The following is a 14,294-nucleotide window of genomic DNA, read 5'->3' on the forward strand; positions in this document are numbered from 1 at the left end:
GCTACCCGCCGGGGGCCCGGGCAAACCCGGTCAGGCCAGGGCGCGGGCCGCCGAGACGACCGCGTGCACGCCGATCCCGGCGCGGTCGAGCTGCTGGGTGGGCGTGCCGGAGCCGGGCAGCCCGCGCACCGCGAGGTGGCGGACCCGCGCCGGCGCGCCCAGGTCGGCCAGTTCCTCCAGCACCGCGGAGCCGAGGCCGCCCTGCGGGTAGTGGTCCTCCACCACCACCAGTCGTCCCCCGGTGTCCCGGACCGCCTCCAGCAGGCGCTCCCGGTCCACCGGCTTGATCGAGTAGAGGTCGACCACCCGGGCGTCGATCCCCTCCCGGGTCAGCTCGTCGGCGGCGGCGAGGCAGACGTGCACGGTCACGCCGGCGGCGAGCAGCGCGACGTCACCGCCGTCGCGGACCACCCGGCTGCCGCCCACCGGGAACGCCTCGCCGTCGTCGTAGAGCACCGGATAGGCGCCGCGGGTGGTGCGCAGGTAGTTGACGCCGGGGCGGTCGGGCAGCTGGGCGACCAGGGCCGCGCAGGAGACCGCGTCGGCGGGGCAGAGCACCGTCGAGCCGGGCACCGCGCGCAGCGCGGCGATGTCCTCCAGCCCCATCTGGGACGGGCCGTCCGGGCCGATCTCCACCCCGGCGTGCGAGCCGACCAGCGTGATGTCGGCGCGGGAGACGCCGGCCATCCGGATGAAGTCGTAGGCGCGGGACCAGAACGCGGCGAACGTCGCCGCGAACGGCCGCCGGCCGCGTACCGCCAGGCCCACGGCCGCGGCGGCGAGCTGCTGCTCGGCGATGAACATCTGGAAGAACCGGTCCGGGTACGCGTCGGCGAAGCGGTCGGCCCGGGTGGAGTCGCTGACCTCGCCGTCGAGGGCGACCACGTCCGGCCGGACCGCGCCGAGCGCGCGCAACGCGTCCCCGTACGCGTCCCGGGTGGCGACCTTCGCGCCGCGCGACCAGCGGGGCAGCTCGGGTCGCCGGTGCTCGACCGGGTCAGCGCGCGGCGCGGCGGGCGGCTTCGGCCCGGCGACCCGGATCCGCCGGGGTCCACCGAGCGCCCGCACGGCCCGGTCGGCCAGCTCGGGGTCGAGCGCCTTGCCGTGCCAGGACGGGTCGTTCTCGATCTCGGGCACCCCGCGGCCCTTGACCGTGCGGGCCAGCACCACTGTCGGTCCGGTGGCCTCCCGCGCCTGCCCGTACGCCTCGTCGATCGCACCGAGGTCGTGCCCGTCGACGACGATCGCCCGGCAGCCGAACGCCTCGACCCGCCGCCGGTAGCTGTCCAGGTCCCACTCCAGCTCGGTCGGGCCGCGCTGCCCCAGCCGGTTGACGTCGACGATCGCGGTCAGGGCGCGCAGCCCGTAGTGGCCCGCCTTGTCCAGGGCCTCCCAGATCGAGCCCTCGGCCATCTCGCTGTCGCCGCACAGCACCCAGACGTGGGCCGGCGAGCGGTCGAGGTACTGGGCGCCCAGGGCCACGCCGACGCCCACCGGCAGGCCCTGGCCGAGCGAGCCGGTGGCCACGTCCACCCAGGGCAGGACCGGGGTGGGGTGGCCCTGCAGGCGCGAGCCGGACCGGCGGTAGGTCTCCAGCAGCTCCTGCTCGCTGATCGCGCCGGTGGCCCGGAACACCGCGTACAGCAGCGGCGAGGCGTGCCCCTTGGAGAAGATCAGGTGGTCGTTGCCGGGGTTGCCCGGGTAGGACCAGTCGTAGCGCAGGTGCCGGGCGACCAGCACCGCGAGCAGGTCGGCGGCGGAGAGGCTGGAGGTGGGGTGCCCGGAGCCGGCCATCGTCGTGCACCGGATCGCGTCCACCCGCAGTTGGGCGGCCAGCTCCGCCAGCCCGGTCAGGTCCTCGTCGCGCAGCGTGCGCTCTGCTTCCAACGTCACCGCTATCGTCTCCCCGCGGTCGGTCGTGTCCGGACCCACCGTAATCCTGAATGCGATGATTCATCCCTTTTCTGACAACTCACCCCCGTCCGGCGAACAGCCAGAGCGCCACCAGCAGGTAGGGCAGCACGGCCACCGCGAAGGCGGCCGGATTACCTACCGCGCCGGCGAGCAGCCCGTACGCGCCGTAGAAGGCGACGATGGTCAGGTCGGTGGCCATCCCGGCCAGCGAGGTGACCGTGGCCCGCGCGGAACCGCTGATCCGGGCCTGGAGCCGGACGTCGGCCAGCACGGTGGCGAGCTGGAACGCGGCGAACGCCACCGCCAGCAGCAGGAAACCCCCCGGGTGCCGCAGCAGCGCCCCGGCCGCCAGCGCCCCCGCCGCGAACACCAGCAGGCCGGCGTACCCGCGACGGGACAGCCGCTCGCCCCACGGGGCGAGCAGTCCGCCCACGGACATCCCGGCCCACACCAGCAGGAGCAGCAGCGGCACGGTCACCTCGGCCACCCCGGTGTCCCGGGCCAGCAGCCCGGTGTACTCGTCCAGGCCGCCCCAGATCGCGGCCACCGCGGCGACCAGCAGCACGGCCGCGCGGACGGCGCGGTCGGCCCGCACCTCGGCGAGCCCTCCGCGCAGGCTGTCCAGGAAACCGGGCTCGTCGTCCTCCGGGGCCTCCCCCGGGCCCGACGGCGGGACGGTGACCGGCGGGACGGCGACCGACGGTGCACCGGCTGGCGGGACGGGCGCCGGCGGGACGGCGGCCGGTGGTGGGCGGTGTTCCGGGAAGCGGGCCGCGACGACGGCGGCGAGCAGGCAGGTCGCCACGCTGGCCGCGCCGACGGCGAGATAGCCGCCGACCGCGAACACCGGCCCGGCGAGCACCCCCGAGCCGACCGCGCCGAGCACCTCGGCGGTGCGGGTGCGGCCGATCAGCCGGGCGTAGCGGTCGGCCGCGCCGAGACGGTCCAGCTCGGTGAAGACCAGCGCCTCCAGCGCGCCGGAGCGCAACGCGCCGCCGGCGCCCCAGAGCAGGAACCCGACGGCGAACGCCGGGTAGGACGGCAGCAGCACCCAGAGCGCGAAACCGGCGGCCGTGAGCAGCGGCGCCAGGCAGAGCAGCAGCCGGCGGGAGAGCGCGTCGGCCAGGGCACCCGACGGCACCTCCAACAGGATGCCGGCGACCGCCCAGAGGACGAACAGCGTCGAGATCTGCCCGACCGACAGCCCGGTGTCGGCGAACAGCAGCACGTAGAGCGGGTAGAGCAGGACGAGGTCGGTGAGGAACGCGTAGCCGTAGAGCGTCGCCGCCAGGCGGCGGGTCGCGGGCACGCGGGCAGGTGCGACGAGCATGAGGCCTTCCCACGGGACGTGACGGACACCGATCGCAGTGCACGGCGTCCGCGGTGGCCCGCGGCCTCGTCGCTCAGGAAGGCATCAACATCGCCAGGTCATGCCGACGATCGTAGCCGGACCCGCGCCGGCGGGTGGTCCCGTGCGACACGCGACCGGGGCGGGACCCGACGTCGGATCCCGCCCCGGTGTCGCGCCACGAGGGGTCAGCGGCGGAACTTGTCCACGTCCGCCGACGGGATGACCATGGTGGCCTCGCTGTCCGCGGCCTGCTCGGCCGTGGGCTGGCGGGGTGCGGTCGGCTGGGTGCGCTCGGAGTCGGAGAACGCCGGGATCGCCTGGGTGACGTCCGTGGACGCCGTCGGGCTGGCCTCCGCGCCGGTCCGGGCCGGCACCGGCTGGGTCGGCTCGGAACCCGCGTACCCCGACACCGGCTGGGTGCGGTCGGCCTCGGTGTCGCGGGCCACCGGCTGGGTCAGCTCCGCCTCGCCGTGCGGGTCCGACGTGGCCAGACGGGCCGCCACGTCACGTCGACCGGCCTGGTAGGCGCGGGCGTGGGTGGCGATGGTCCGGGACTCCTCCTCGGCCCGGGTCAGCCAGGTCTCCCAGCGGCTCTGCATCGGCCGGACCAGCCCGCCGCCGACGCCGACGACCAGGATGCCGCCGACGGTGGCGAGCACCGCGATCAGCACCGGGGTGGTCACCGCGGTGGCGACGCCGATCTGGTTGAGCGCGGCGATCACGCCCAGGCCCAGGATGAACACCGAGGCGAGGTTGGCCAGCACCCGGCCGTAGGAGAGACCGCCGAGCGCGCTGGAGATGATGTCCTTCACCGCGCGGGCGATGGCCGCGGCCACCACCACGATGACGATGGCGACGAACGCCCGGGGCAGCCAGGCGACGACGCCGGCGATCAGGTCGGAGATCGGGTTGGGACCCCAGATGCCGAACGCGAGCTGCAGCGTGACCAGCAGCACGCCGTAGTAGGCCAGCTTGGCGACGATGTCGCTGGCGTCGTACTTCGAGCGGGCCAGCGCGGTCTTGATGCCGCCGCGCTCGACCGCCCGGTCGAAGTGCACCCGCTCGAGGACCTTGTCCACCAGCTTGAGCACGGCCTTGGCGATCAGCCAGCCGACGACCAGGATGGCGACGAACGCGACCGCCTTGGGCAGGAACAGCATCACCGAACGGAACGCGTCGCCCACCGCGTCGCCGAAGTTGTCTCTCATCGAAGGGCCTCCACGCATGTGGTCAGGATCGTTCCGGATGGCCTACCCGGGCCCACGCGCGCGGAAACGCGGTCAGCCGCCGGGGCAGCGGTAGCTGACCCGCGTGCCGGCCTGCACCGGCGCGGGCTCGATGATGTTCACGGTGGCCGTCCCGGTGGTCGCGCCGACCCCGCTGAACGTCCACCTGAGAGTGAGCGTGGCGGTCCGCTGCCCGCTGCCGACCCGCTCGCTGAGCAGCGCGCCGGGCGGCGCGTCGGAGCGGAACCACTGGTAGCGGATCGTGCCGGCGCGCCCGTTGGTGCGGACCGTGGCCACCACGTCGACGGTCACGTCGCACGCGACGCCGGGCGGCCGGGGCACCGCCACCGCGACCTGCTCGACCTCCAACGGCCGCAGTCGCTGCCACAGGTAGAGACCGACCGTCACCAGCAGCGCGGCGGTCAGCAGGGTGGACAGCACCGAGACGACGCGACGCCAGAGCGGCCGCGGCGGCCGGATCGGCGGCGCGACCGGCCAGGCCGGCGGCGGTGGCGGGGTCGCCGGCACGCCCGGGCCGAACCGCAGCTCGCCGCCGGACGCCGGCGCGGGCACGCCGCTCACCGCCGGCGCGGTCGGATACCGGTACGCCCCGGCGGTCGCCCCCGCCGTCGGGGCGGCCGGCCCGGTGGACGTCGGCCGGTACGCGACGGTCGGCGGCCCGGTGACCTGCTGCGGCGGGGCGAGGTGCACGGTCGCATCGCTGTCGGCGGGCGGCGTCGCTCCCCGACCGGCGAGGTACACCGTCGGATCGGCGTCGGCGGGCGGCGTCGCTCCCTGGCCCCCGAGCCGCACGGTCGGCTCCGCCGCGCCCGCGGGGTCCAGGGTCAGGGGTGCGGTGGCGTCCGCGTCGGCCGGTGGTCGGGGCGGGACGAGGTGGACGGTGGGCGCGGCGGCCTGCGCGTCGCGGGCCGGGTCGGCGGGCAGGGCGCGGGTGGGCAGCGCCTCGGTGGGCTCCTCCGGCCGCGTCACGCCGGCCGTCCCCGGTCCGGACTGCGGTGCTGGGCAACGGGCACGTCGTACTCCTAGCCGGGGGTGCAGTAGTTGTAGAGCGTCACGTACACCGATTTCGCCGAGGTGGTCGCGTTGCCGGCGGCGTCGACGGCGGTGACCTGGACCGGGATGCGGCTGCTCTGTTTCGGCGCCGCGAACGGACCGAGCGTGCCGGTGAACACGCCGCGCCCGGCGGCGGCCATCCGGACCGTTCCGGTGGCGCCCTCCAGGGTGTAGCGGAACGTGACCTTCAGGGCAGCCGGACCGCTGCGGTCGTCGGTGACGGAGACGGAGACGGTGCTGCTCTGGATCCCGAACGGGCAGCCCCTCGGTTCGAGCTGACCCGGGTCGGCGCTGACGCCGCCGAGGACCGGCGCGGTGACGTCCGGCGGGGGCGGCGGCGTGGTGCTGCGCGACGGGGCGGGGGGCGGTGCGCTGGTGCGGACCGGCGGGCGGGTCGGCGCCCGGGTTCCGTCCGGCGTGGCGGACGGCGTGCCGGCCGGCGGGGTGGGCAGGACGGACGGCGTCGCCGGCGGCGACGCGGTCGGGGTGACGTCCGGGGGCGTGACGGCCGTCGGGTCGGGTGTGGGCGGGTCGGTCGGGGTGGGACCGGCGGGCGTCGGGCCGGCGGGAGCCTCGACGGCGGCCGGGCTCTCGCGGGCGGCGTAGCTGTAGCCGGCGCCGCCGGCCAGCACGGCGGCGACCACGGCGCTGGCCGCCAGCATGGTGCGCTTGCGTCCCCGCCGGAACAGGCCGTCGCCCCGGCCGGTCGAGGCGCCGAGCGCGGTGCTGGCCACCGCGGTCGCGCCCTCCGCCCGGTCGGGGAACGGCCACAGCGCGGCGAGCAGCGCGGCCCGGCGGGCCAGCTCGCGCAACCCGCGTTCCTCCCACTCGGGCCCGTACCCGGCGCCGGCCACCCGGTCGAGCAGTTCCAGGAAGACCTGGGCCGGTTGCGGCCGGTCGTCGGGGCTCTTGGCCATCCCGTGCCGCAGCAGCTCGTGCACCGGGGCGGGCGCCGGGTCGGTGGGGATCGGCGCGGTGGCGTGCTGCTCGCGCAGGGAGAGCAGATCCGGGCCCTGGTACGGGGGCCGCCCGGTGAGGCACTCGAAGAACGTGGCGGTGGCGGCGTAGATGTCGCAGGCGGGGCTGGCCGGGGCGCCGGTCCACTGCTCGGGGGCCATGTAGCGGGGCGTGCCGGAGACGGTGGTGTCCGAGCCCCGGCCGATCGGCATGGCGATGCCGAAGTCGGCGAGCTTGCTCGACCCGGCACCGGTGACCAGCACGTTCTCCGGCTTGTAGTCACGGTGCACGACCCCGTGCGCGTGCGCGGCGGCGAGCCCGGCGAGCGAGCCCTTCAACACGCAGAGCGCCGCCTCGGGGGTGGTCGGGCCGTGCGCGCGCAGCATCTGCCGCAGCGAGACACCGTCGACCAGCTCCATCACGATGGCCGCGCCGTGCGGTGACTCGACGTACTCGTAGAGCCGGCTGACGTGCCGGTCGTCGATCTCGCCGAGCAACCGGGCCTCGTCGCGGAAGGCGGTGCGGAACGAGGAGTCTGCCCCGAGGTCGCGGACCAGATACTTGATCGCGACCGGGGTGCCGGTGTCGTCGTGGGTGGCGAGCACGACACTGCCCGACGCCCCGGAGCCGAGCGTACGAACCGGCGTGTAGCCGGACAGCTGCCAGCCGCTCATGCGACGAACCCCACCGCGTTCCAGGGACGGCTGCCGGTTGCAGCCTCGCTGGTCATTCTGGTCGCGCCGGCGCCGCCGGCCATCGGCGCAACGGACGCTTCCGTACGCCGGACGGCGGCCCCGGACCGGAGGTGTCCCGCCGGTCCGGGGCCGGGCGGCGGATGGTCGGTAACGGACACACCGCCACTGCAGCAGACCCGCGCAACCCTCAGCCGGCCGCGCGGGGGGTCAGAAGCGGCGGGCCGGGGGGACGCCTCCGGGTGGAGGCTCGCGGAGCAGCCAGACCGGGTTGCTCGCCCCGACGATCGCGCCGTCGCGGTCCCGGACCTGGGTGCGCACGTACGCCCCGGCGCCCACCCGCACCGGCAGGTCGTGCCAGCCCTGTCGCAGCTCCCGCCACGGCACCTGACCGGTCCGGATCGCGGGGGTCGGGTCCGCCGCGCCGGCCCGGTCGACGTCGCCGGTGACCACCTCCAGGGTGGACCCGGCCGGCAGGTCGGTGGCCCGCAGCCGCACCGTCACGGTGTCCTCGGTGACCGTCGGCAGCGCGCCCATGGCGCTGCGCCCGCCGAGTTCCAGGTCCAGGGCGCCCCGGTAGACGGCGAGGTCGGCGAACCACGCCTGCCCGGCGCGCAGCGCGGCGACGAGGTCCTCCCGGTCGGTCGAGGGCGCCCAGACGGAGGTGACGTACCGGTCCCGGCCGTTCCGCCAGTCGGTGCCGTTGTGGTCGTCGGTGACGCCAACGGCGGTCAGCGGGATCGCGTTGCGGGCCGCCACGTCGTACGCCCAGAGGTAGTCAGCGACCGGGGCCCGTCCGATCTCGATCAGGTCGACGCCGAGCGCGTTCCTGGTCACCAGCAGCCGGGCCAGGGAGTCAGGGCGTTCCACGTCCAGCGGGTGGTTCCAGCAGACCACGCCGCCGTGGCCGTGCAGGAACTCCACCATCCGCTCGGTCGCCGCGACGTCGTCGTCGCGGTAGGGCGGGGACGGGAAGCGGGGCAGCGTGCCGTCGCCGCCGAACCAGTTGAGGTGCCGGACCATCGACACCTCGTAGGCCCGGTGGTGGGTCACGCCCGGGTAGGCGTCGGCGTAGCCGGCCAGCACCTCGGCGCGCAACTCCTCGCCGGCCTGCCCCGCGCGGCGGGCCCGGTCGAAGACCAGCTGGTCGACCAGGTACGCGCCGCGCGCGCCGCCGGTCACCGCCACGCCGAGGCGCAGCCCGCGCAGCGAGTTGTCGCCGGCCACCAGGTCGGGCCAGAGCCGCCGCGCGTCCGCGAGCAGGTCCAGCGTGTGCCGCCGCCAGACGCCGACGGGCGCGGGCAGGTCGACGGTGCCGTGCCGGCCGTCAGCGGTGTGCCGGACCGTGTCCGTCGCGCCCAGCCGGTAGCGCAGCACCAGTTGGCCGGCGGGCCGTCCCGGACCGGCCGGGTGGTGGGACAACGCGATCTCGACGGTCAGCGTGGCGTCCGGCCCGGCTGCCTCGGGCCGCACGTCGAGGTGCAGTGTGGTGTCGGAGATGTTCCCGGTGTGGGTCCAGTTCCAGGCCTTGCCGGCGTACCAGTGGGTGCCCGTGCCGGCGGCGCTGAGGCGCAGCGCGCGGCCGGGACCGTCGGCGGCGTCCGGCGCGGCCACGAACTCGGCGGCCGACCCGGTGAGCCGCCCCTCGGTGGCGGCCGTCCAGGTCCAGGCCAGCCCGCCCTCCAGCTCCTGCGGGCCGTCGAAGTGGACGACCCGGCGGTGGTCGTGGGCGGCCACACGGAAGTCGTGGTCGGTCCACCAGAGCACGTCGACGGCGTTGCGGCGGGCCTGGTCGAGGTGGGCGGCGTAGCTGGCGATGCCCTCGCTGAACGAGGCGTGCAGGTGCATCGCCATGCTGATCGGCCGCCGTCCGCGCGACGCCGGCGGCCGGTCCGCGGTGGCGGCCAGCCCGACCGGTACGCCGATGCCGGCGAGCGCCAGCCCGCCGGCGGCGGCGAGCACGCTGCGTCGATCCAGTCGCGCCCGACCACCCATGTCGCTCCCCCGTCCCCGTGCCGGCCGGGCCAGCGTACGGGCGGCCCGGGCCGGGCCGGCATCCGGCGATCGTGCCGGTGTTCGGGCGGGGCGTACCCCGAGGGCGGCGAGGGTGACCCGGTGGGGCGGGTCGCCGGCGGCGGCCGACCCGGTGCGGCCGGCGGGCGTTCGCGGACAGCCCGCAGCCGACCGTCGTGGCGGCGGCGCCACCAGCCGAACGCGCCGGCGACCGCGAGCACGGCGACGAGCACGAGGGCTCCGGTCAGGCTGGGTGGGCGGGCTGCCACGCCGGGCCGGTGCGCGACATGGTCCGTCCCGGTCAGCGGACGTGACATCGCCTACTGCGGCGGTAGGAGCCGACCGGCGGGGTGGCATTTGTCCTCTGGCGCGCCGCCCGTCCGTGGCAATATTCTCCAACTCGCGCGCAGCATTTGGAGTTCCTTTACATCGCCCGGTCCGGCCGGGCCATCGAGGAGATGCCATGCACTTCGACCACCCCGAGTTGGACCGCCGTACGCTGCTGCGGGCCGGCCTCGGCGCCGCCGCGGTCGCGGTCGTCGGGACCGAGCTCGCGCTCCCGAACGCCGCGCAGGCCGCGCCGGGCGCGGACCTCGACTGGATCATCAGCTGCGACGAGTGGGCGGCCCGACCGCCGGCGGACCCGCTGTCGGTCAGCGCCATCCCGACCAACAAGATCATCGTGCACCACATGGCGTTCCCGAACGTCACCGACTACTCCGAGGAACACGCCAAGCAGCTCGCCCGCGACTGCCAGGACCTGCACATGGACGGCAACGGCTGGTCCGACACCGGGCAGCACTTCACGGTGAGCCGGGGCGGCCACGTCCTGGAGGGACGGCACGGCAGCCTGGAGCGGCTCCAGGCCGGCGACCGGCAGATGATCGCCGCGCACTGCCCGGGTGAGAACGGCCGGGCCATCGGCATCGAGAACGAGGGCACCTACGTCACCGAGACGCCGCCCGAGGAGCTGATCGCCGGGCTGGTGCGGCTGTGCACCGCGATCTGCCGGCAGTACGGCCTGCACGCGCACGACATCTTCGGCCACTGGGACTTCCGCGCCACCCAGTGCCCGGGCGCGATGTTCTACCGCGAGTTCCCCGCGCTGCGCCGCCAGGTCTTCCGCAAGCTCGGCACCCGCCTGGGCGACGAGCCGGCACGACGCTGGCCGGACATCTGGCGTTTCGTCGGCGGCCCGGTGGTCCAGGTCGCGCAGTACCTGCTCACGTTCCGGGGCTACGCCGTGCCGGTGACCGGCGTGTTCGACGCCGCCACCGTGGCGGCGGTGCAGGACTGGCAGGCGCGCAACGGCATCCCGGTCGACGTCGACGCCACGCTCACCGCGCCGACCTGGGAGACGCTCGCGCCGGAGCTGGACCAGCGCGACAGCGGCGTCCCGGTGACCGCGGCGCAGTTCATGCTGAACTCCAAGGGCTACGCGGAGGTCCTCCCGACCGGCGAGTACGACCACACGACCCGCACCGCGGTCAAGGACCTGCAGCGCCTGCACGGGCTGCCGCCCACCGGCAAGCTCAGCACCACCACCTGGTGCGCCCTGGTGGGGGGTGTGGTGCGCCAGTCGTTCCACAAGCACTGACGGCGCACCGGCGGGGAGAGCGGTGGGGGGTGGCAACGGCGCCATCCCCCACCGTCGTGTCCCGTGTGGACAGCCGACGGGCGAAACGTCGGCATTGGCGGGTGGTGAACGACGGGTATCCCGGGCGGCGGTCCTCCGCCGATCATTGCCCGGAGATAGATATGAGTCATTCTCACCTCCGGGTGGAACGCCCGGGCGCGGAGGGCGAGACGTCGGCACCGGAAGCCGGGCGCACCGTACGGCCCGACTCCGCGTCCCCGGAGGATCGCCATGCCCCGTCCCGCTCTCCGTGCCCGCCTCGCGGCGTTCACCGCCGCCGCCCTGACCGCGAGCGTCCTGACCGTCACCCCGCCGTCACCGGCGCTGGCCGCCAGCACGTTCGCCCCCAACGACTACTGCCTCGGCCAGTGCGCCGACATCCTGCCCCCCGGGCAGAACGGCAACGCCACGCTGGTCGCCATCCTGGCGCACCAGGCGCTCGGCACCCGCCCGGCGCACTCCAGCGACCAGCTCGACGAGTACGCGAACCTGGTCTACAACTACGCCGGGCTGACCGACGAGCAGATCGCCCACTTCTACAACGACGCCTCGTTCGGCGTACCGGCCGCGCAGGTCGAGAGCACCGTCTCACCGCGCGCGGACGTCACCATCGTGCGGGACAGGGCCACCGGCGTCCCGCACATCACCGGCACCACCCGCGCCGGCACCATGTTCGGCGCCGGCTACGCCGGGGCCCAGGACCGGCTGTGGGTGATGGACCTGCTGCGGCACGTCGGTCGCGGCAACGTCACCTCGTTCGCCGGCGGCGCCCCCGGCAACCGGGAGCTGGAGCAGAGCGTCTGGGCCAACTCGCCCTACACCGAGGCGGACCTGCAGGCCCAGGTGGACGCGCTGCGCACCAAGGGCACCCGGGGCCAGCAGCTCTACACCGACGTGGTCGACTACATCGCCGGCATCAACGCCTACATCGACAAGTCGATCGCCGACGACAACTACCCGGGTGAGTACGTGCTCGCCGGCGCCGGCAAGCCGAAGCACTTCACCATGACCGACCTGATCGCCACCGCCGGCGTGATCGGCGGACTGTTCGGCGGCGGCGGTGGCAGCGAGATCCAGTCCGCGCTGGTCCGGGTGGCCGCCCGGGCCAAGTACGGCGCCACCGAGGGCGACAAGGTGTGGGCGGCGTTCCGGTCGCAGAACGACCCGGAGACCGTGCTCACCCTGCACGACGGGCAGAGCTTCCCGTACGGCGCGACGCCACCCGGCGCGACCAGCGCGGTGCTCCCCGACGCCGGCACGGTGGTCGGCGAGCCGCTCGCCTACGACGCCACCGGCGGGGCCGCCGCGCGCACCGGCGCCAGCACCGCCACCAAGGACCTGCTCGGCGGCCTGGCCAACCTGCGCGCGCACGGCATGTCCAACGCGGTCGTGGTCTCCGGTCGGCACACCACCACCGGCAGCCCGGTCGCCGTGTTCGGCCCGCAGACCGGCTACTTCGCGCCGCAACTGCTCATGCTCCAGGAGTTGCAGGGCCCCGGCATCAGCGCGCGCGGCGCCGCGTTCGCCGGGCTCAACCTCTACGTGCTGCTCGGCCGCGGCCAGGACTACGCGTGGAGCGCCACCTCCGCCTCCCAGGACCTCACCGACACGTACGCGGTGCCGCTGTGCACCACCGACGGCACCGCCCCGACGCTGCGGTCCAACCGCTACCTCTACCACGGGCAGTGCCTCGCCATGGAGGCGCTGGAGCAGCGCAACTCCTGGTCGCCCACGCTGGCCGACTCCACCCCGGCCGGCTCGTACACGCTGCGCGCGCTGCGCACGAAGTACGGACTGGTGGCCTACCGGGGGCTGGTGAACGGGCAGCCGACCGCCTTCACCAAGCTGCGCTCCACCTACCGGCACGAGGCCGACTCCGCGATCGGCTTCCAGGCGTTCAACGACCCGACGGCGATGGGCAGCGCGGCGGCGTTCCAGGCGTCCGCGGCGAGCGTCGGCTACGCGTTCAACTGGTTCTACGTCAACTCCACCGAGGCGGCGTACTACAACTCCGGCGCGAACCCGGTCCGGTCGTCGGTCACCGACCCGAACCTGCCGGCGAAGGCGGAGCCGGCGTACGAGTGGGCCGGCTGGAACCCGGACACCAACGACGCCACGTACACCCCGGCGTCGGCCCACCCCCAGTCGGTCAACCAGGACTACTACGTCAGCTGGAACAACAAGCAGGCGCGGGACTTCGGCGCGGCCGACGGCAACTTCAGCTTCGGCTCGGTGCACCGGGGTCAGCTGCTCGACGGCCCGGTGCGCGCCGCGATCGCCCAGCGCAAGCTCGGCCGCGCCGACGTCGTCAAGATCATGGCGGACGCGGCGGTGACCGACCTGCGCGGCCAGCAGGTCCTCGGCGACCTGCTGCGGGTACTCGACAGCACGCCGGTCACCGACCCGGCGTTGGCCGACGCGGTGGGCAAGCTGCGGGCCTGGCAGCAGGCCGGCGCCCGCCGGGTGGAGACCTCCCCCGGCTCGAAGGTCTACCAGCACGCCGAGGCGATCCGGATCTTCGACGCCTGGTGGCCGCTGCTCGCCTCGGCCGAGTTCCGTCCCGGCCTCGGGCCCGACCTGTACGCGGCGCTGGTCGACGCCATCGAGGTGAACGAGGCGCCCTCGGGCGGCCAGAACGGCGGGCGCGACGGCGCGGCGAGCTGGGGCCTGCAGGGCCAGGCACACAAGGGCTCGTCGTTCCAGTACGGCTGGTGGGGCTACGTCGACAAGGACGTGCGCGCCGTGCTCGGCGACCCGGTGGCCGGCGGGCTGGGCCGCGCGTACTGCGGCAACGGCAACCTCGGCGCGTGCCGGCAGGCACTGCTCGACACGCTGGGCCAGGCCGCCTCGGTGCCGGCCACCACGGTCTATCCCGGCGACAAGTCCTGCGGCGCCGGCGACCAGTGGTGCGCCGACTCGATCGCCCAGTCCGGCCTCGGCGGCATCACCCACCCGGTGATCGCCTGGCAGAACCGTCCCACCTACCAGCAGGTCGTCTCGTTCCCGGCGCGCCGGGGCGACGACGTCGCCAACCTGGCCCAGGGCCGTCCGGCCAGCGCGTCGAGCACCCAGTTCCTGACCAGCTACACCCCGGCCAAGGCGGTCGACGGCAGCCTGAGCAGCCGGTGGGCCAGCAGCTACAACGACAACCAGTGGCTGCGGGTGGACCTCGGGTCGGCCCGCACCGTCAGCCGGGCGGTGCTGCGTTGGGAGGCCGCCTACGCCACCTCGTACCGGATCGAGGTCTCCGGCGACGGCAGCTCCTGGACGCCGGTGTTCGCCACCACCACCGGCAACGGCGGCGTCGACAACGCCACCTTCGCCCCGGTCAGCGCCCGCTACGTGCGGGTGTACGGGGTCAAGCGGGCCACCTCGTACGGATTCTCGCTCTACGAGTTCGAGGTCTACGGGCGGTGACCCCGCCGGCCGGC

At 74.9% G+C, this 14,294-nt stretch carries 7 protein-coding genes and 1 pseudogene; 2 read left to right on the forward strand and 6 right to left on the reverse strand.

What is annotated here, in order from left to right; all coding sequences use genetic code 11:
* Nucleotides 1-30: 30 nt before the first annotated feature.
* The 6 genes and pseudogenes from O7600_RS04505 to O7600_RS04530 form a co-directional block, all read right to left on the reverse strand.
* Nucleotides 31-1,893 carry a transketolase gene (locus tag O7600_RS04505; protein ID WP_281592430.1) on the reverse strand — a complete coding sequence of 621 codons (1,863 nt, stop codon included), beginning with the start codon at nt 1,891-1,893 and terminating at the stop codon, nt 31-33.
* A gap of 79 nt (nt 1,894-1,972) precedes the next feature.
* Nucleotides 1,973-3,244, reverse strand: a complete 1,272-nt coding sequence (locus O7600_RS04510; protein WP_281592431.1) for an MFS transporter — start codon at nt 3,242-3,244, stop codon at nt 1,973-1,975.
* A gap of 506 nt (nt 3,245-3,750) precedes the next feature.
* A pseudogene (locus O7600_RS04515) lies at nt 3,751-4,491 on the reverse strand (hypothetical protein); the annotation flags it as partial.
* 54 nt (nt 4,492-4,545) lie between these two features.
* On the reverse strand, nt 4,546-5,481 hold the full coding sequence (locus O7600_RS04520) for a hypothetical protein (RefSeq protein ID WP_281592432.1): 936 nt from the start codon (nt 5,479-5,481) through the stop codon (nt 4,546-4,548).
* A gap of 53 nt (nt 5,482-5,534) precedes the next feature.
* Nucleotides 5,535-7,196: a serine/threonine protein kinase gene (locus O7600_RS04525; protein WP_281592433.1), complete on the reverse strand. Its 1,662-nt coding sequence runs from the start codon at nt 7,194-7,196 to the stop codon at nt 5,535-5,537.
* Between the two features lie 228 nt (nt 7,197-7,424).
* Nucleotides 7,425-9,209: a hypothetical protein gene (locus O7600_RS04530; protein WP_281592434.1), complete on the reverse strand. Its 1,785-nt coding sequence runs from the start codon at nt 9,207-9,209 to the stop codon at nt 7,425-7,427.
* Between the two features lie 481 nt (nt 9,210-9,690).
* On the opposite strand from O7600_RS04530, the gene O7600_RS04535 reads away from it, so the two are divergent.
* Nucleotides 9,691-10,824: an N-acetylmuramoyl-L-alanine amidase gene (locus O7600_RS04535; protein ID WP_281592435.1), complete on the forward strand. Its 1,134-nt coding sequence runs from the start codon at nt 9,691-9,693 to the stop codon at nt 10,822-10,824.
* Between the two features lie 270 nt (nt 10,825-11,094).
* Nucleotides 11,095-14,280 (forward strand): penicillin acylase family protein, encoded by a 3,186-nt coding sequence (locus O7600_RS04540; protein WP_281592436.1) that lies wholly within the window; start codon nt 11,095-11,097, stop codon nt 14,278-14,280.
* Nucleotides 14,281-14,294 lie beyond the last annotated feature (14 nt).

This window comes from Micromonospora sp. WMMA1998, assembly GCF_027497375.1.
GTDB lineage: Bacteria > Actinomycetota > Actinomycetes > Mycobacteriales > Micromonosporaceae > Micromonospora > Micromonospora sediminicola.